At 37.5% G+C, this 18,231-nt stretch carries 18 protein-coding genes and 1 riboswitch; of the genes, 10 read left to right on the top strand and 8 right to left on the bottom strand.

All coding sequences use genetic code 11. From position 1 onward, the window contains the following. A complete protein-coding gene (locus tag KI343_RS17470) occupies positions 1 to 1,401 on the bottom strand; it encodes an isochorismate synthase (RefSeq protein WP_212927704.1) in 1,401 nt (466 codons plus the stop codon). 307 nt (positions 1,402 to 1,708) lie between these two features. On the opposite strand from KI343_RS17470, the gene KI343_RS17465 reads away from it, so the two are divergent. Further along, the gene (locus KI343_RS17465; protein ID WP_212927703.1) at positions 1,709 to 2,644 is read left to right on the top strand and encodes a 1,4-dihydroxy-2-naphthoate polyprenyltransferase; all 936 of its coding nucleotides are present in this window, start codon (positions 1,709 to 1,711) and stop codon (positions 2,642 to 2,644) included. Positions 2,645 to 2,687: 43 nt separating this feature from the next. Then, positions 2,688 to 3,029, top strand: a complete 342-nt coding sequence (locus tag KI343_RS17460) for a TraR/DksA C4-type zinc finger protein (RefSeq protein WP_212927702.1) — start codon at positions 2,688 to 2,690, stop codon at positions 3,027 to 3,029. A gap of 98 nt (positions 3,030 to 3,127) precedes the next feature. Here the strand turns inward: KI343_RS17460 and KI343_RS17455 are convergent, their stop codons facing one another. Together KI343_RS17455 and KI343_RS17450 are read right to left on the bottom strand one after the other, a co-directional pair. Continuing rightward, positions 3,128 to 3,709, bottom strand: coding sequence for an ECF transporter S component (locus KI343_RS17455; RefSeq protein ID WP_212927701.1), 582 nt, complete (start codon positions 3,707 to 3,709; stop codon positions 3,128 to 3,130). 160 nt (positions 3,710 to 3,869) lie between these two features. Further along, a riboswitch (FMN riboswitch) is annotated at positions 3,870 to 3,993 on the bottom strand. A 92-nt stretch (positions 3,994 to 4,085) separates the two neighbouring features. Further along, on the bottom strand, positions 4,086 to 5,147 hold the full coding sequence (locus KI343_RS17450) for a M20/M25/M40 family metallo-hydrolase (protein WP_212927700.1): 1,062 nt from the start codon (positions 5,145 to 5,147) through the stop codon (positions 4,086 to 4,088). Positions 5,148 to 5,256: 109 nt separating this feature from the next. On the opposite strand from KI343_RS17450, the gene KI343_RS17445 reads away from it, so the two are divergent. From KI343_RS17445 to KI343_RS17425, 5 genes are all read left to right on the top strand, one after another. Then, positions 5,257 to 5,811: a thioredoxin family protein gene (locus tag KI343_RS17445; RefSeq protein ID WP_212927699.1), complete on the top strand. Its 555-nt coding sequence runs from the start codon at positions 5,257 to 5,259 to the stop codon at positions 5,809 to 5,811. Positions 5,812 to 6,135: 324 nt separating this feature from the next. Continuing rightward, entirely contained in the window at positions 6,136 to 7,134 is a 999-nt protein-coding gene (locus KI343_RS17440; RefSeq protein WP_212927698.1) for a potassium channel family protein, read from the top strand. A 320-nt stretch (positions 7,135 to 7,454) separates the two neighbouring features. Then, complete coding sequence (gene yugI, locus KI343_RS17435) at positions 7,455 to 7,823, top strand: S1 domain-containing post-transcriptional regulator GSP13 (RefSeq protein WP_212927697.1); 369 nt, start codon at positions 7,455 to 7,457, stop codon at positions 7,821 to 7,823. 334 nt (positions 7,824 to 8,157) lie between these two features. Next, on the top strand, positions 8,158 to 9,504 hold the full coding sequence (locus tag KI343_RS17430) for a glucose-6-phosphate isomerase (protein WP_212927696.1): 1,347 nt from the start codon (positions 8,158 to 8,160) through the stop codon (positions 9,502 to 9,504). 860 nt (positions 9,505 to 10,364) lie between these two features. After that, positions 10,365 to 11,549: a MalY/PatB family protein gene (locus KI343_RS17425; protein WP_212927695.1), complete on the top strand. Its 1,185-nt coding sequence runs from the start codon at positions 10,365 to 10,367 to the stop codon at positions 11,547 to 11,549. A gap of 114 nt (positions 11,550 to 11,663) precedes the next feature. Here the strand turns inward: KI343_RS17425 and KI343_RS17420 are convergent, their stop codons facing one another. From KI343_RS17420 to KI343_RS17410, 3 genes are all read right to left on the bottom strand, one after another. After that, positions 11,664 to 12,272, bottom strand: coding sequence for a superoxide dismutase family protein (locus tag KI343_RS17420; RefSeq protein ID WP_244857078.1), 609 nt, complete (start codon positions 12,270 to 12,272; stop codon positions 11,664 to 11,666). Positions 12,273 to 12,342: 70 nt separating this feature from the next. Further along, positions 12,343 to 12,555 carry a hypothetical protein gene (locus KI343_RS17415; protein ID WP_212927694.1) on the bottom strand — a complete coding sequence of 71 codons (213 nt, stop codon included), beginning with the start codon at positions 12,553 to 12,555 and terminating at the stop codon, positions 12,343 to 12,345. A 148-nt stretch (positions 12,556 to 12,703) separates the two neighbouring features. Further along, entirely contained in the window at positions 12,704 to 12,967 is a 264-nt protein-coding gene (locus KI343_RS17410) for a phosphocarrier protein HPr (RefSeq protein WP_212927693.1), read from the bottom strand. Positions 12,968 to 13,307: 340 nt separating this feature from the next. Between KI343_RS17410 and deoD the strand changes: the two genes are divergently transcribed. Both deoD and KI343_RS17400 read left to right on the top strand, forming a co-directional pair. Then, positions 13,308 to 14,015, top strand: a complete 708-nt coding sequence (gene deoD / locus KI343_RS17405; RefSeq protein ID WP_212927692.1) for a purine-nucleoside phosphorylase — start codon at positions 13,308 to 13,310, stop codon at positions 14,013 to 14,015. 107 nt (positions 14,016 to 14,122) lie between these two features. Then, positions 14,123 to 14,602: a divergent PAP2 family protein gene (locus KI343_RS17400; protein ID WP_212927691.1), complete on the top strand. Its 480-nt coding sequence runs from the start codon at positions 14,123 to 14,125 to the stop codon at positions 14,600 to 14,602. Positions 14,603 to 14,741: 139 nt separating this feature from the next. On the opposite strand, the gene KI343_RS17395 is transcribed toward KI343_RS17400, so the two are convergent. After that, positions 14,742 to 15,053, bottom strand: coding sequence for a YuiB family protein (locus KI343_RS17395; RefSeq protein ID WP_212927690.1), 312 nt, complete (start codon positions 15,051 to 15,053; stop codon positions 14,742 to 14,744). Between the two features lie 297 nt (positions 15,054 to 15,350). Then, entirely contained in the window at positions 15,351 to 16,559 is a 1,209-nt protein-coding gene (locus tag KI343_RS17390; protein ID WP_212927689.1) for an NAD(P)/FAD-dependent oxidoreductase, read from the bottom strand. Between the two features lie 440 nt (positions 16,560 to 16,999). Between KI343_RS17390 and KI343_RS17385 the strand changes: the two genes are divergently transcribed. After that, positions 17,000 to 17,983: an NAD(P)/FAD-dependent oxidoreductase gene (locus KI343_RS17385; RefSeq protein WP_212927688.1), complete on the top strand. Its 984-nt coding sequence runs from the start codon at positions 17,000 to 17,002 to the stop codon at positions 17,981 to 17,983. Positions 17,984 to 18,231 lie beyond the last annotated feature (248 nt).

Here is an 18,231-nt window from a genome sequence, read left to right as displayed (position 1 = left end):
CTAATCCACTCCTAAAACAGATAACATCGGCATTAACTTAATATTGGTTTCTTCATATTCACTCTCCGGAATAGAATCTTCCACAATTCCACAACCGGCAAAAAGAGAAGCTTCATCCTTCTGAATAAGCGCAGAACGCAGGGCTACAGCAAACTCCCCATGGTTGTTACTGTCCATCCAGCCAATAGGCGCTCCATACCAGCCCCGATCCAATAATTCATTATCACGAATAAATGCTAATGCATCTTGTCTTGGCGTTCCTCCGAGTGCAGGTGTTGGATGCAATCCGCTAATAATGGAAATGATGCGATGATTTGCTTTTAATTTCGCACGTACCGGCGTATATAAATGTTGCAATGTCTGATATTGATGAACAACCGGCTCACTCGGAACCTCTACATTCGTGCAGTATGCATCCATGGTGCTGCGGATCATTTGTACGACATAATCATGCTCCTGACGGTTCTTTGGATCTTCAAAAAGATTTCTTGCTATTTGTTCATCTTCCTTCATTGTCGTTCCACGCGGTGCTGTACCAGCCAAACAAGTTGACAGTACTTCATCATCTTTCACTTTTACAAGACGCTCTGGGGTTGCACCAACAAAGCAATCTGTTCCCATTTCATAAGCAAACACGTAGGTATTGGGCTGTGTAGCTGCGAGGCGTTTTAAAATGGCGGGAATCTTTGCCGGCTGATCAAAATACAAACGAACCTCTCTTGCCAGCACTATTTTATCAATGGTGGTCCTGCTCATGACGTCCGTAGCTTTTTTAATTGTTTCCTTCCATAAATCAGGTGCAATCTCTTGTTTACGCTTCACGCGCAAATGATTCGTTTCTTCTGATTTATCCCTATCCTCGATCAGTGCTTTGCGATTATTTTGTAACTCCCTCAATATAGCTGGATAAGCTTCATCTGAACGAATATAACGATTTATCGTCAGGTAGTAAGTACCTTCTGCATGCGTTAAAACATAACTCGGAATAGAGAAATGGCTGCTTGGGAAGTTTTTCCATAACGTTGTCTGAGGCTTTAACGGATCAAATGAAAATCCGCCAAGTGCAACGACGCCAGTTCCAGATACTTGATATGGATTATAGATGATAGCATCATTTAATAAGGCATTCCAATCATTCTCTACTTTATCGTAGCGATGACCAGATGCCTCCGTAGATAGTTCAAAAGAATGCCCAGCTCCTGCTAGTTGAAAATCTTCTGTCGCACTCGACCAAAATGTTCGATTAAGTTCTAAGGAACTTGCTTTCTCTAGAAATTTATATAAATTAACTGGTTTTATTTTTTCAGTATAACTAAACAGTTTATCTTTTTGTTCTGTTTGAACGGACTGTACAGCCGCTTCTAACTCTACTGTAAACTGTTTTTCTTTCACTTCAATCATTATGATAAACCTCCATATTATAGGACGGGTATTTAATAATCCCTTCCTATTTTATGCCTTTTTCTCTACTTTCTCAAGAAAAGCCTTCTAATTGATTCAAATCTGTTCTTCTTTTCTAATTTTCTGTCGATAACTACTTTTATTGCAATGGATATTCCATACTGCAAAGGAAAGTTAAAAACGCTATTGAACCAATAGAATTCAACGCTTTTTCCTCTTTTACTTTCTAATATTGTGAAAGAGGTTTGACACGCTCATAGCACTTATCTAAAATAAATACGATATTGTTTTTTAGGAGGAGCAGGCAATGACTACAAATGATTCGTCTGATATAAAAGAATTATTGAACGAACGAGAAGGATTTCATAAGTGGTGGCGATTAATTCGCCCACATACATTAACTGCATCCTTTGTTCCTGTTTTTATTGGAACGATGATTGCTTTTAATGAAGGCACTATCGATTGGCTGCTATTTTTTGCTATGATGATTGCATCTTTACTTATACAAGCTGCTACTAATATGTTTAATGAGTACTATGATTTTGTACGCGGATTAGATAATGATCAATCTGTCGGAATTGGCGGATCTATCGTCCGTGACGGAATGCACCCAAAACGAATTCGGAATATCGCATTTCTTTTTTACGCCATTTCCGTCTTTATTGGAATTTATATTTGTATCGAATCCAGTTGGTGGATTGCAATTATTGGTTTAGTTTGCATGGCAATCGGTTATTTATATACTGGAGGCCCTATTCCGATTTCCTATACTCCTTTTGGCGAATTATTCTCTGGAGTGCTGATGGGATCGGTTATTATTGGGATCACTTATTATATTCAAACCTCTTCTATTACTATGGAAATGATTTGGATTTCCATTCCAATCACTATATTTATCGGATGCATTAACTTTGCAAACAATATCCGGGATCGCGATGGAGATGAAAGAGGGGGAAGAAAAACCATTGCCGTGCTTATTGGCCGACCAAATTCTATTATACTGCTTGGGATTTTATTTGTAGTTGCTTTTTTAATAACAATTATACTTATTCTCACAGGCATTCTTCCGGTGTGGTCTTTCCTTACTTTATTGAGTGTCTTTCCAGCTATCGGTGTAATAAAAGCATTTCAAGGAAAAACACAAGCTATTGAGATGATGCCAGCTATGAAAAAAACCGGGAAAACCAATACAATATACGGCTTGCTCTTAGGTCTCTCTTTATTAATTTCCGGATTATTGTAAAGCATGCATATGTATTCTGATTAAGAAAGGATGACATATAACCATGCCAGCTGAACATTTAACCAAAGAAGATTTAGCTTTTTTTAAGAAAAAACTTTTAGAAATGAAGAAAGAAGCGGAAGGAAGCACAGAAGTCGAAACGGATCAAGAAGGAGAACTTGCAACGGTAAATAATCATCCAGCTGATTTAGGAACACAGCAGTTTGAGCAACAGCGGGATGCTGGTCTTGAGCAGATGCGTCAAGAGGAACTGGACGAGATTGAAGATGCTCTAGCGCGGATAGAAGACGGTACGTACGGAATCAGTGAAAAATCCGGTAAGCCTATTCCAAAAGATAGACTGGAAGCCATGCCCACTGCAAGAATTCTTGTTGAAGAAGCTTAAAATATAAACAAACACATAAAAAGCAGAGACTTTAAAAACAAGTCTCTGCTTTTTATGGGATTTTTCATCTAACGGAAAATGCCCCAAAGAATTTCATTTTATATAAATCGAGTCCGCTGCTGCTGAATCCAGCTTTGCAGCTTCGTGAATAATGGAATAAACAAAATGCCAATAAATACTCCTTTGATAAGGTTAAATGGCAATACACCGCCGACGACGGCTATACGTTTCATTTGCTCCGACATTTCCCATCCCATAAACCAACCGTAAGCCGGCAGGATAAAATAGTAATTTAATATGCTCATACCTACTGCCATAATCACAGTACCAGCTACTAAACCAGTAATGAGACCTTTTAACCCTTTGACCCGATGATAAATCATGGAAACCGGTAAAACGATCATCAATCCTGCAATAAAGTTGGATAACACGCCAATTGGTTCTCCAGACCCTGAAACAGCTAAGTATAACAGGTTTTTAAATCCAACCACAAGCACTCCTGCCATTGGAGAGAATATCAACGATGCTATTAATGCAGGCACATCACTGAAATCCACTTTTAAATAAGGTGTTGGTAGAAATGGCAACGGAAAATTAAGAAAGAATAAGACTAACGAAATGGTACTTAATAAAGCAAGAATAATTAACTTTAACAGCTGATTTTTTTTCCTTTTTTGCATCAGCTTACCTCCTCCATCATTTTTTCGATTCCAACTCGTGATGAAGGTTCGATACTTTTTTATTTAGCAAACTAAAAAACCCTAAAGCAAATAGGGCTTTAGGGTTTGAGTCATCGCTAAATAGATACGCAAAATGCATGCGTACGATTAAAAACAAGCTCGACATCTTCTCCCATCCAGACTATTACTGTCGGTTCTGGAATTTCACCAGATCAACTGCACCGAAGTACAGCTCGCGGACTATTTCCGCCGGTCGGGAATTACACCCTGCCCCGAAGATTGGAATCGAATATTTATTTATTCCATTATAACACAGCTTAAACATTTGACAAGAAAAAATTCTCACCTATTTCTAAATGGGCGTGTCTTTTCTGTTTTATTCATCATGCAGCGGATTCAAGTCTTCATTACCTGATAAGTTCTCAAGCATGGTTACGATTAATTCAATTTCCTTATCAATATCCTTCTTGCTAACTGTCTCTACAGGCGAATGCATATATCTAAGCGGCAAAGACACTAACGCAACAGGCACTCCTTTGCCCGTATAACGCATCTTATCAGCGTCGGTCCCAGTCGTTCGAGGTGTTAATTCATATTGTAAAGGAATTGATTTTTCTTTTGCAGCTTTTTCCAGCCATTGATTGATTTTACGATGAATTGGTGCTCCTTTTGCTAAAACAGGACCTCCTTCCAAATGAACTTCAACTTGTTTTTTCGTATTTACATTTGGGTAATCCGTTGCAAAGGTAACGTCCACAGCAATCGCAAATGTTGGCTCTACTCCTGCTGCAGCAAAGTAAGCCCCGCCCATATTTGTCTCTTCATTAACTGTGCTTGCACCATAAACACCAATAGATAGATTTTTTTCAGAGAGCTTGCGAATCACTTCAGCAACGATAAAGGAGCCCGTGCGATTATCAAGGCCTCTGGCAGAAATATATCGTTCCTGTAAAATTTCCGGCTCGGTTTTAAACACACAAAGATCACCGACTTGGACTTTTTTAAGTGCTTCTTCTTTCGATTGGAATCCGCAATCAATATACAAGTCGTCCACATCGAAATCGCCTTTAATCCCGCCGTGATGTTGTGCGTTGACACCAATGACGCCTGTAAATGTTTCTTGATAACCCAGCACGGTCACGCGCATACCAACAGCCGCTTTCGGATTAATTCCACCCATTTTTTCAAAATACAAGAAACCGCGATCATCTATACGCTGAATGATTAAACCGATCTCATCACAATGACCTGCTAAAAGAACTTTGAATGGCGCCTCAGGATTTAACACTGCGATAGCATTGCCGACATGATCTGTTCTAATTTCATCGGCATAATTTTTGACATGATTTATCCATTTCTTTTGAATAGCCATTTCCATACTTGATGGAGAAGGCGTGTTAAGTAGATCCATTAAAACATCATATTGTGTATCTGCCATGCTATAGCCTCCTATTATTTCATCCTTCCGCTTACGATATACTTTTGTTTACCAATTTCACAGAAGGGGGTACACTTACTATATCAAATAATTGAAATGAGGGATATAAATGTCATTAAATAATTGGTATAACAAGGGAATGGACCCCGACGAATATATTGAATCCATGGAAGTAAATAAAGAGGGGTTATTACACATATATGATAACTTTTCATTACCAGCGGATGAAAGTTTTTTTGAAGAAATCAAGAACAAGAACTTAAGGGCCATTGTTCTCACAGAAGACTGGTGTGGTGATGCGATGTTAAACCTGCCTATTCTTCTAAAAATATCCGAGGCCGCAAATATGCCTGTAAGAGCATTATTGCGTGATGATAATCTGGAATTAATGGATCAATACTTAACAAACGGAACAGCGAGATCTATCCCTATCATTATCTTTATTGACATAGAAGGAAATGAAGTTGCCAAATGGGGCCCAAGAGCCGCAAGCATCCAGGCCTATATAGACGAAGCACGCGCGAAGCTTCCTCCAAAAGATACTAGTGACTTTGAGGAAAAGCAAAAACAAATGCATTTGTTTATTTCTAAATCCTATCGTGATAATCAAGATAACTGGTACACCGTTTATGAAAGCTTAAAAGAAACATTAAAAGCAATATAGTACTCTCCAGAAGAGGCTGGGACAAAAAGAAAGTTTACCGTCCAGCAGCCGAACAATATGCTAGTAGAACATAGGAAATATACTTAGACTCCCGCGGGAAATCAGCTTATATTTCCGAAGCCGTTATGCGCACAAATGATGTTCGGAATATGCTGGATGAAAACACTTTTGTCTCAGCCGTTTTTAAATAGGTTAAAAGATTAAATCGAATGCAGCGCCTGTCTAAGACTGAGCTATTGAGCACGTACTGTAAGCCCTTTTTTGCCCGAATAATATCTTATCCAATCTGCACATACTAACGATAGCAGATTGGAGGTTTTGCGAATGAATGAGCGTTTTCTTAAACTTCTTTATCACCGCATTCCCATTATCCTTAAATTATTGTTACTTATACTAATTACGATGCCAATTTTCGGATATCTTATCGCTTTAATAGAACCGGAGCGTTTCCCTACAATTTTAGACGGTATTTGGTGGGCGCTTATTACGGGATCTACTGTTGGATACGGGGATCATGTGCCCGTTACAATACTAGGCCGATTACTTACAGCTTTCTTGATTTTATCTGGCGGCGGATTAATTGCTTTTTACATTGCATCCTTATCCACTACTGCAATAAAACGCGAAAAAAAACTCCAAGAAGGAAAAATCGCTTTTCATGGAAAAAACCATTATATATTTATCGGATATAATGAACGGACCCGCCAGCTTGTTGATTTAATCATGAATCATTATTCGAATAAAAAAATTGTTATCATTGATCGAACTTTAAACAATCTTTCCTACACCAAATTACCAGTCCATTACATTAGAGGAAATGCGACAGAGGATGCAATTTTACATATGGCCAATGTCAAAGAAGCAGCTTGTGTATTTATTGCTGCCGACAGTCAAAAGTCAGATTACGAATCAGATACACATGTTATCCTGACTACCATTGCCATACGAGGAAATAATCAGAAGGCACCTATTATTTCTGAAATCCTATCAAAAAAGCAAATTGATAATGCAGCGCGCGCTGGTGCAACAACGATCCTTCGATCAAATGATTTTTTGAGCAGTCTATTTTTTCATGAATTGGATCCAAAAATGCAGGCCACACCCTTTGAAGACATTCATCATCTGCTAATTCAACAAAAATTCTGCCACCACCTGGTGCCTAACGAGCTCATTGGAAAAACTTTCACAGAATCTTTTTCCCTTTTGTCGGAAAAGGGATATCTTCCCATCGGCGTACTCCGTGAAAAGGATTATATGATTCATCCCAATCGATCTTTTACCTTTAAAGAGAAAGATACAATCATTACGATTACCAACCGATAAAGAGAAACTTCATTTAAATAGGGGCCCCTCTTCTATTTCCTTCAGAAATCTTGTTCAGAAGGCGTAAGGAGCTCATCCTAATTATGAGTCAAATAGATAAATTGGATATTTCCTATACTTTATGGTAAAATTATATATTGTGAAAAAAGTACGTGTTCAAAAGATGTAGAAAAAGATTTTAATTTTGTTTATCAGCTTGATAATTCATATGAAAAGCTGAAAGATCAAAGATAAGCTTCAAGAAAAAGCTGCCTTTTCTTTTTCCATCCGCTTTGGATTAACTTAAAACAGAACAGAAAAAGATATGGGGGATGTTTAATATGACAATAAACGTAGAAGTAGGCCAAGTATTAGAAGGAAAAGTAACCGGTATTCAACCTTATGGCGCATTTGTCGCAATTGACGGAGACACACAGGGGTTAGTTCACATTTCTGAAATTATGCATGGCTATGTAAAAGATATTAATGAGCATTTAAGTGTTGGTGATGCTGTTAACGTAAAAGTTATTCAAATTGATGAAGCAAAAGGAAAAATTTCCTTATCCATCCGCGCTACTGAAGAAGCTCCAAAAGAAGCTCCAAAGCAAGATAACACAGTAAAATACAACGCTTCTAACAATGAATCAACTGGTTTCAATATCCTTAAAGATAAATTACAAGACTGGATCGACCAAACACAAAATAAATAAGCAAAGAGAAATGAAACACACGCGCGTTGAAGTGCGTGTGTTTTTTATATGCCAGAAAAATGTTGGCACCATCAAGAATAAATAGAGCGCAGGTCCAGTCGTTAAAAATCGACTAAACACGATTCTTTCTGACAACAAATTTCTTTTCGAATCTCTCTTATTTTCTATCCTAAAAAGAGGGATTCCAGCTAAATTATTCTCCTTTCCTTAGGGATTTCCAGCTGCTTTTTCCTGTCTCAAACGGGTAGCCTTCAGGTCGTTACCCTTGATTTCATCACATTATTAGATTAAAGTAGAATCATATATGAGGTTCAATTTAAAGGGGGAACTATAAATGACACATGTAACATTTAAATATGATAAAGCACTTTCATTTTTTGACAAAGAAGAAATTAAGAACTTATCTCCTTTTGTCTTACGTGCTCATCAGATGATTCATGAAAAAATCGGAGCAGGGAATGACTTTTTAGGTTGGATTGATTTGCCTAAAAATTATGACCACGCTGAATATGCACGTATTAAAAAAAGTGCTGAAAAAATTAAAAATGACTCTGATATTCTTCTTGTAATTGGCATTGGTGGTTCTTACCTCGGAGCAAAAGCAGCATTAGAAATGCTAAATCACTCCTTCCAAAATCTTCTTTCCTCTGAAGAGAGAAAAGCACCACAAATTATTTTTGTCGGCCATCACTTAAGCTCTACCTATATGAGTGAGCTAATGGATGTACTAAAAGACAAAGATTTCTCTATTAATGTTATTTCTAAGAGCGGTACAACAACAGAGCCTGCAATTGCCTTCCGCATCTTTAAAAAGCTTTTAGAAGAGAAATATGGTCAAGAAGAAGCTAAGCAACGTATTTACGCTACTACAGACCGTAAAAAAGGCGCTTTAAAAACAACAGCGGATGAGAATGGTTATGAAACATTCGTTATTCCTGATGATGTCGGTGGACGTTATTCTGTATTAACTGCCGTGGGTCTATTACCGATCGCTGCAAGCAATATCGATATCGATGCAATTATGAATGGTGCACGTGCTGCAATGGACGACCTGTCTGTTCCGGATGTAAATAGTAACCCCGCTTATCAATATGCAACGGTACGCAACATTCTATATCAAAAAGGAAAAGTAACCGAATTACTCATTAATTATGAACCCGCACTTCAATACTTCTCTGAATGGTGGAAACAGTTATTCGGTGAGAGTGAAGGAAAAAATCAAAAGGGTATCTATCCATCATCAGCAAACTTCTCAACAGATTTGCATTCTCTTGGACAATACATTCAAGAAGGCAGAAGAAATATCTTTGAAACCATTCTTCATGTAAACGAGCCTAAGAAGAATTTAACGGTGGAAGAAGAAGCAAATGATTTAGATGGATTAAACTACTTAGCCGGAAAAAGTATTCATGAAATTAATGATAAAGCATTCCAAGGAACTTTATTAGCTCATACAGATGGTGATGTTCCGAACTTAATCATCGAAGTTCCTAAACTAGATGCTTATACTTTTGGCTATCTAGTGTACTTCTTCGAAAAAGCTTGTGCTGTCAGCGGCTATCTGCTTGGTGTTAATCCATTTGACCAGCCAGGTGTAGAAGCATACAAGAAAAACATGTTTGCACTACTAGGCAAACCTGGATTCGAGGACGAAAAAGAAAAACTAGAGAAAAGATTATAGTAAAAAACACATGAATAAAACTTCATTTCAACGGAATCCTATTCTTCTTGAAATGAAGTTTTTTTATCTTGTAAATCTAGCTTTACAAATGCCAGCCCGAAAAGCAACATGTTTTGTATTTATTTAATAATTTCTCCTGATGCTTCCTATTATTCAAAAATAAAATACATTTTTTAATATTTGTGGTTTATTCTTCTACACAAAGGGTATTACTATAATTGTAAGGCTTTCTCGTATTCCCCCTGTAAGCAGAGCGTATGACGCTTTGCTTTTTTTTGCTTACTAGTACTATTTTGGGTCAACGCCAAAATCAATGGCTGAAATGAGTAAATAAATAAGATAATAAGAACTAGATAGCGACGGTTTTCGGTGGGACGAGTAACCGCAGCAATGTTGTCAGGTTAATAAAAATCATTAAATATTAAACTCAATACGAATAGAACGAAACTAGCTAGCGGAGGAAAAACACGGAGACTCCTGCGGGAAAGCGCAGTGTGAAGACCCCGCAGAAAAAGTGGTTTTCTTTTTCGAGGAGGCTGAGCTCAAGCCCGCGGAAAGCGTAGTGTTTTTCCGTAGCGGTTGCATTAACCTGACAACATTGGTAATTGCAGTCCCAGTGGGAAGATCCCACAGGGGAAAAGCGATCTTTTTTTTACCGAGGAGATGAGCTCGGGGCTCACGGAAAGCGTAGTGTTTTTCTGGAGTTGCGATTACAGCCAAAAAAATAGTATAACCATTGCACAAAGCAGTGATAAGAAACAATAGAAATATTAAAGAAATGAATTCGACAAGTTCCCTCCTTTTTTAAAGCATCTTTGCTATAATAGAATAATGAAATAAATGTAGGGAGGCAAAAAATAATGAGTAACTTTGAAGAAGTATATGACCGCAAGCAAACAAAATCCATGAAATGGGATACCTTACAAAAGAAATTCCAATCAGAAGACGTTATACCAATGTGGGTAGCTGATATGGATTTTAAAGCCCCAGACGCAGTAAACCAAGCGCTTATCAAACGTGCAGAGCATGGAATTTATGGGTATACAGTGATTGATGAAGATGTAACATCCGCTATTACAGACTGGGTGAAAAATCGTCATGGATGGGACATTCAAGCAGATTGGCTCAGCTATAGCCCTGGCGTAATTAATACTTTACATATGGCATTACAAGCATTTACTGAACCAGGTGATAAGATAATGATTCAGACACCTGTATATACACCATTTTATAACATTATTAACGTACTCGACCGTGAAATTGTTAAAAACCCATTAGTCAATAATGACGGGTATTATACGATTGACTTTGATGATATGGAAAGTAAATTGGCAAGCGGTGTAAAGGCATTTATTTTATGTTCTCCACATAATCCGGTAGGTCGTGTCTGGACGGAAAAAGAACTACGGAAAATGGCACAGCTTTGCTTACAATATGATGCAATGATTTTCTCTGACGAAATCCACGCTGATTTGGTTTTCCAAGGGCATAAACATCTGCCAATTGCCAGCTTATCTACAGAAATCGCTGATAAAACAATTACTTGTATGGCACCATCTAAGACTTTTAATTTGGCTGGTCTACAAGCGTCTTACGCGGTTACACCTAATCAAGAAAACCGAAGAAAATTAGATAACGCCTTTCTTCGACAAGGCTTTAATAATTCATTAAACGGTATGGCTGTTACAGCGATGGAAGCAGCTTATCGCCATGGAGAAGCTTGGCTGGAAGGCTTACTAGAAATCATTGAAAGTCATACAGAATATATCAAAGAAATGTTTGCAGCACATGCACCAGAACTAAAAGTGACAAAATCAGAAGGAACTTATCTTGTATGGGTGGATTGTTCTGCACTAAACATGGATAAAAAAGAATTAAATCGATTCATGATTGATAAAGGCCGCGTCGGTTTAAATGCTGGTCAAGATTATGGAACGGAAGGCGATGCATTTATGCGTATTAATGTCGCTTGTCCTCAAGCCACTCTAGAAGAAGGTATCAAACGAATTATTCATGCAGTAGAAGCTTGGAGAGCGTCTAAATAAGTACAGGACACCGCTGCATTGGTCTAAATACAAAGAAACTGCATTCCAAATAATCTGGCGGAATGCAGTTTCGCTGTTATTTATTGCTCCTGACTTCAGGACATGCCTTTTATTTTACCCATTTCCTTCGCTATCCTGCTCATCATTATTTTCGGTCGGATCAGTCGGCGCATTTTCTTTCTCTCCGCTTTGCTTATCTTGTTTAATAATTCCACAAATTATCCGATCTCCTGATTCCCCAGCTGGTTGACTTATCCCGTCATCTACCCCATCATGTATAATCAAGGAAGTACCGTCATTTGTAATTAAACTGTTTTTACCACGCTTCAAGGTTGCCTCCGCAATTACCAATTCTTCATTCACATTTCCTTCTGCATCTGCTTCAATATTAGGAAGATCTCCGAGATGAGGCCCATCCGTCCGCAATAAACCATGTTCTTTGCCGTCTGGATTAAAATGATTGCCGCTAGAAGAAAAATCTGGTCCTTCACACTTTCCATATTCATGAACATGTATCGCGTGAAACCCAGGATTTAAACCTTCTACCTCAAGAGTTACCGCGACTCCTCCATCCGTTTCATTTAACCTGGCCGTTCCTACACGATCTCCATCTGCATTATACATCTCAACCATCTCTGAGTTTTCATGTGGCAGTAGACATCCCGATATAAGAAATAACATTACCAAAGTAAATACCATTACCGTTATAATCCGTATTCGCATCGATAAACTCCTTTGCTTTTTTCTTTAGTTTGGGCAAAGGAGAAATTTTTAATCAAAAACCCCCTCAAATCTATTGATTGGAGGAGGAATCTGTATGCGCATTCTTTTTCTTTGCATGGTTTAAAGCACCTTGATATTCTTGTTCAAAATGTTCTTGATCTCTTTTAGACTTTTTCATAATCCAGCGCATAAAAAATACAGCCAGTGCAATAAAAATAACTAACGTGATCACAGCGGGGATATACTCTGTTTTATCTTCTGGAAAATAAAGAAACGGCATCATAATGAAAACTCACACCCTTCTGAAACAATTCCTCAAACGGACGATGTATGTAATTTATTATATTCCTGGCCCTACCATGATTGAAGTCACACGTGTTCTCAGCTATTTAATAAAAGCGCCCTATAGACAGAGCGCTTTTACGTTGTATTTATTCACCTAGATGTTCTTTAATTACGTCAGCAATGCCTTGAAGAGCATCCTCTTCATCTTTTCCGTCTGCGCTTACTTCAATTTCAGCACCTTTAGGAATTCCTAAAGACATAACACCCATAATTGATTTAAGGTTAACGTTTTTGCCTTTGTAGCTAACTTCAATTTCAGAATCAAATTGACCGGCTTTGTTTACTAGCAAAGTAGCTGGACGTGCGTGTACTCCAGTTTCTGCAGTAATTGTAAAAGTTTGTGACTTCATTATATAACTTCCTTTCATTTTGTAAATCTATATCGTTTATGTACTTATTGTTTTATCTCACATAAACCTATGTCTTATTATATACAAAAATCCCGAAATATGAAATACATATGTACTTTTTTTTAAAATAAAGGGAAAAATGCAGGTTTACCCTGATTTCATTCAGATAAAGTACAGCCGCAGCAGAATCCCGAACGCCAAAAATCGAAAGACTTCACGCTGCATTTTAGCCTGCAATGACACTCCTCGTTTTTAGTTTTGAAAATGCATTCATTTGTTTTTCAAAAACCTTTGTGATACCTTTATCTTAAGACATATTCTTTTTATAGGAGGTATAGAAATGAGTGTACATATTGGAGCAAAACAAGGTGAAATTGCAGATAAAATTCTATTGCCGGGGGATCCATTGCGAGCAAAGTATATCGCTGAAAATTATTTAGAAGATGCAAAACTCTATAATGAAGTAAGAGGCATGTATGGTTATACCGGAACCTATAAAGGAGAACGCGTTTCCGTACAAGGGACGGGTATGGGAGTACCTTCCATCTCCATTTATGTGAACGAGCTTATTCAAAGTTATGATGTGAAAAAACTCATCCGTGTCGGTACATGCGGCGCAATCCAAAAAGATGTGAAAGTCCGCGATGTTATCTTAGCACAAGCAGCTACAACAGATTCACAAATAAATCAACTTATCTTTCAAGGTATTGATTATGCGCCGATTTCTGATTTCGAATTATTAAAAAATGCCTATGAAGCAGGTACAGAAAAAGGGCTTCAATTACGTGTAGGAAATGTGTTTACAAGTGATACCTTCTATCGGGATAACGCAAAAGAAGTCAATGAACTGCTTGCTAAATACCAAGTGCTTGCCATTGAAATGGAGTCTACTGCACTTTACACCTTAGCTGCCAAATATGGTCGGCAGGCTTTATCTGTTCTTACTGTTTCTGATCATATCATTACCGGAGAAGAAACAACTGCCGAAGAACGCCAAACAACATTCCATGAGATGATGGAAATTGCATTAGATACGATTATTAAATAATTCCTTATCGTCTCTCGAGTAGTTTGACACTTTCTTTTATTATGAAACAGCCTATGGTAAAATGACAGAAAATTGAAGCGTTACTCAGGAAGGAAGCACCCTCATCCATGACATTATTAACGAATTTCCCATTATGGGCCGCACTAATTGCTATTGTATTTGCACAAGTTATTAAGATACCTATTAAATGGATTTTCACCAAGGAATTCCAACCCGGACTAGCCTTCAGTACCGGAGGAATGCCGAGCAGCCACTCTGCAGCAGTAGCCTCCTTAGCAACGGCTATTGGCATCGCAGAGGGTGTATCAACCAGTGTATTTGCGCTCGCATGTATATTTAGCGTTATCACGATGTTTGATGCCTCAGGTGTTCGTAGACAAGCTGGTGAACAAGCAATTGTTATTAACCAGCTTGTCCGTGATTTTCAGTTAATCACCTCCAGCGCAAAAGGCTGGAGCAAAAAGAAAGAGAACGAGAAAATCCAAGAATTAAAAGAATTACTTGGGCACCAGCCAATCGAAGTATTTTTCGGTGCTATCACAGGAATAATTATCGCTTTTTCACTTGCACCCCTCTTTTCATATTGAGGAGAGGCTAAGTATAAAAAGCCAATGCTATAAGAAAGAAGCATTGGCTTTTTATATTTCTATATCATTTGAATATATCTCCTCTTTAAAAAGTTATTCATGCAAAAGATCATATGTAACAGATTTTTTCCAGTGATTTTTAAAACATTTGATAACCACTTTTTCTTAAAAAGCGGATAACAAAACCGGATACAATCGTTCCAATAAAACCAGATAATAAAATAATAATATCAGCTGCTGTTAAACCAACAATACGATCTCCAAGTGCTGAAAAAGCCTCACCTGTATTCGTAAAGTAGCTGAAAAAAGAAATGTTATCGATAACAAAAATCATGATAACTGGATATAAACATGCCATCAGCCACGTTCTTCTTAATAACATATTTAAAATAAATGCAATACCAAAAAAGATAACAAAATATAATATAACAGAAACAATAAGTTGGACCATTCTCTCCCCTCCGTCCTTTCTAAGGATGCATACAAGGGACATTTTATCTTAAAAAAACAAAAAAGCAAAGAGGCATCTTCCAATCTTTGCTTTTTTGTCATGATATCTCGACAAACCTATTTATTATTTTATAAGGCTCTTCACCAAAATCTAGTGACAAATTAAATTTGATAAATAGCGACCGCTACGACGGGTTATGATGGGGTGAGTAATCGCAACCCCAGAAAAACACTACGCTATCTAGCTCTTACTATAATATCTATTTACTCATTTCAAACATTGATTTTGGTGCCCCTTCTATAAGAGATGAAAGTTTCCTTTTTTCAATAATAAATTCCATCCACCCAATTGATATAAATAATGGTTATCAGAAATCCGCTTCACAAATGCAGCTTTCCAGCCAAATACCCGGCGATTCTGTATCCTGGCTACCCCGTCATCTCTTCCTAACGTTGCAAGCATTCCCTGCTTTACCGGCTGACAAGAAGTAAGCTCTTTATTATGAAGCAGGGAAGAAATATTCTTCGCAACAACCGTAGCCTCTTCTATTGCCTTTTTAGCAGTGGGAAGAATTTCTTCTCCATTCTCATCTGTGGAATATGCACAATCACCAACTACAAAGATAGAATCATCTTTTGTAGCTAGCATACTTGAATCTACTTCTATCTTTTTATTTTTTAAGCTTAATCCAGCTTTTTCAAATACTGGATTAGCTTGTACGCCTCCAGTCCAGATAAAAGTATGCGATGGAATCGTCTGTTCCTTTCCCTCTACTTCATAAATAACCTTATCTTCTTGACATTCTTTCAGTTTTGCTTGATGGATGATCTCTACTCCTCTAGATTGCAGGGAGCTGACTGCATAATGAACTAAATTCTCATCAAACCCCGGCAATAAAGAAGTATTCTCCTCTAACATATAAAGGTTTACTTGTATTTTTTCAATATCATACTCCCTACACATTACTGGAATTTGATTAATGAGTTCACCAGCAAATTCCACGCCGAGAATGCCTCCGCCGCCAATTACGATATTTAATCTGCTTTGATCTTTTTTAATGTCATTGGCATAGCATGCAAAATTATATTCCATATGCTCTCGGACAAAGCGGGCACTATTAATATCTGTAATAGAATAGGCATGTTCCCTCAGCCCGGGAATTCCTTCTGTATGAGGTTCATAACCGAGCCCAATGACTAATAAATCATAATGCAGCTCCTTATTTTTAAGCTTAATTGTTTTCTCTTCCCTTTTGATTGAAACGACTTCATCTATTATAAAATTTATTTTTGAACGATTGATAATATCTTTGATTTTAATTTTTGAGCGATCCTGATGCAAAGTACCAGCAGCATTTTCATGTAGACAGCTTGTTTGAAAATGATAGTCATATTTATGGACTAACGTAATCTTTGCTTCATGCTGTCGTAGCTTTTTCTGAAGCTTAACTGCTGTCATTATACCTCCATAACCCGCTCCCAGAATAACGATATGCGGTTTATTCATGGTTTTCACTACTCCTATTAATTATTATAATCTATTAAAACACCTGACATTCGCCGAACCTTTGGTTGAATGCCTTCGTTGCACGTCTGCATATAGAAAAAGTTGCGCTTTTCTATTTGCGAAAAGTGAGATACAAAATGCGTTTGTCATATAAATAACTTCATTTTGTAATCTAACTGTAATAATCACTAACTTATCTTAAATGCTTTAATAAAAAATAGCAAGCTTTAATTATCTCTTTTTCGTCTATACTTATGAATATTAAAACAGAGAAATGCACCTAGGCTTGTAAAAATCATATTCTTTCTGATCGGTAAATAACAGCAGATGCTGCGCAACCTTTCATTTTTTCGCCTTGATTTGAAACGATTTAATACAAACTAAAACGAGTTTATGATACCATAGGTTTGGTAAACGTCTAGAAAGAAAAGAGGTATTCTATGGAGAAAGTTTTTGATGTAACCATCATTGGAGCGGGACCTACTGGCTTATTCACTGCCTTTTATGGAGGTATGCGTCAAGCTAGTGTTAAAATAATTGAAAGCCTTCCTCATATTGGAGGACAATTAACGGCTCTCTACCCTGAGAAATATATATATGATGTAGCAGGATTTCCAAAAGTTCGTGCCCAGGAGCTTGTAGATCAATTGGAAGAACAGGCAAAATTATTTGATCCTGAAATTGTACTTGGGCAAGCCATTGAGAGCTTAGAACGTTTAGAGGATGATACATTCCGTCTTACGTCAAGCACCGGAGAAATCCATCTAACAAAAACAATTATTATCACTGCCGGCAACGGTGCGTTTCAACCTAGAAGATTAAACGTAGGTGACAGTGAAGCCTATGAAGGTAAAAATTTGCATTATTATGTGAAGGATATGGATAAATACAAAGATAAACATGTTGCTATTTTAGGAGGCGGAGATTCTGCAGTAGACTGGGCATTAATGCTAGAAAAAATCGCTGCAAAAGTAACATTAATTCACCGCCGCGACCAATTCCGTGCCCATGAACATAGTGTAGAGCAATTAGAAGCATCTACTGTCGAAAAACTCACACCATTTGCACCTGCAGCAATTGTTGCAAATGAAAAAATAGAAAAGCTTATTTTACAGAAAATGAAAGAGGAAGAATTACTCGAATTAGAAGTAGACGATATTATTTGTAATTATGGCTTCATCTCCAGCCTCGGACCAATCAAAAACTGGGGATTAGAAATCGAAAAAAATAGTATTGTTGTTAATTCGAAAATGGAGACAAACATTCCTGGGATTTATGCAGCTGGAGATATCTGTACCTATGATGGGAAGGTAAATCTTATCGCAACCGGATTCGGTGAAGGACCTACAGCTATCAACAACGCTAAAAATTACATCGATCCAAAGGCAAGAATTCAGCCAAAACATTCTACAGCAATGTTTTAATAATCACGGGGCAACTTTACAAAACCGTTTGAAGGAGAGATTACTCCATTCAAACGGTTTTCTTTTTTTAAAGAAGAATAACTTATTCTATTAACAATGAAATGAGATATGTTTAAAAGAAAGGTACTGTCAATAAGTTTGTGTAAATTAATAGGGTATCCTCTCTATTGGGATGTATTTTCAGACACCTTCCCCGGGTACCCGGGGAAGGTGTCTGAAAATTAGCTCGTTTCTTACCTACTCCCCGT

It is taken from the genome of Oceanobacillus sp. J11TS1, from assembly GCF_018333215.1.
Classification (GTDB): domain Bacteria; phylum Bacillota; class Bacilli; order Bacillales; family Amphibacillaceae; genus Oceanobacillus.
The sequence above is the reverse complement of the archived record's forward strand: the minus strand, read 5'-3'. Positions and strand labels throughout refer to the sequence as shown.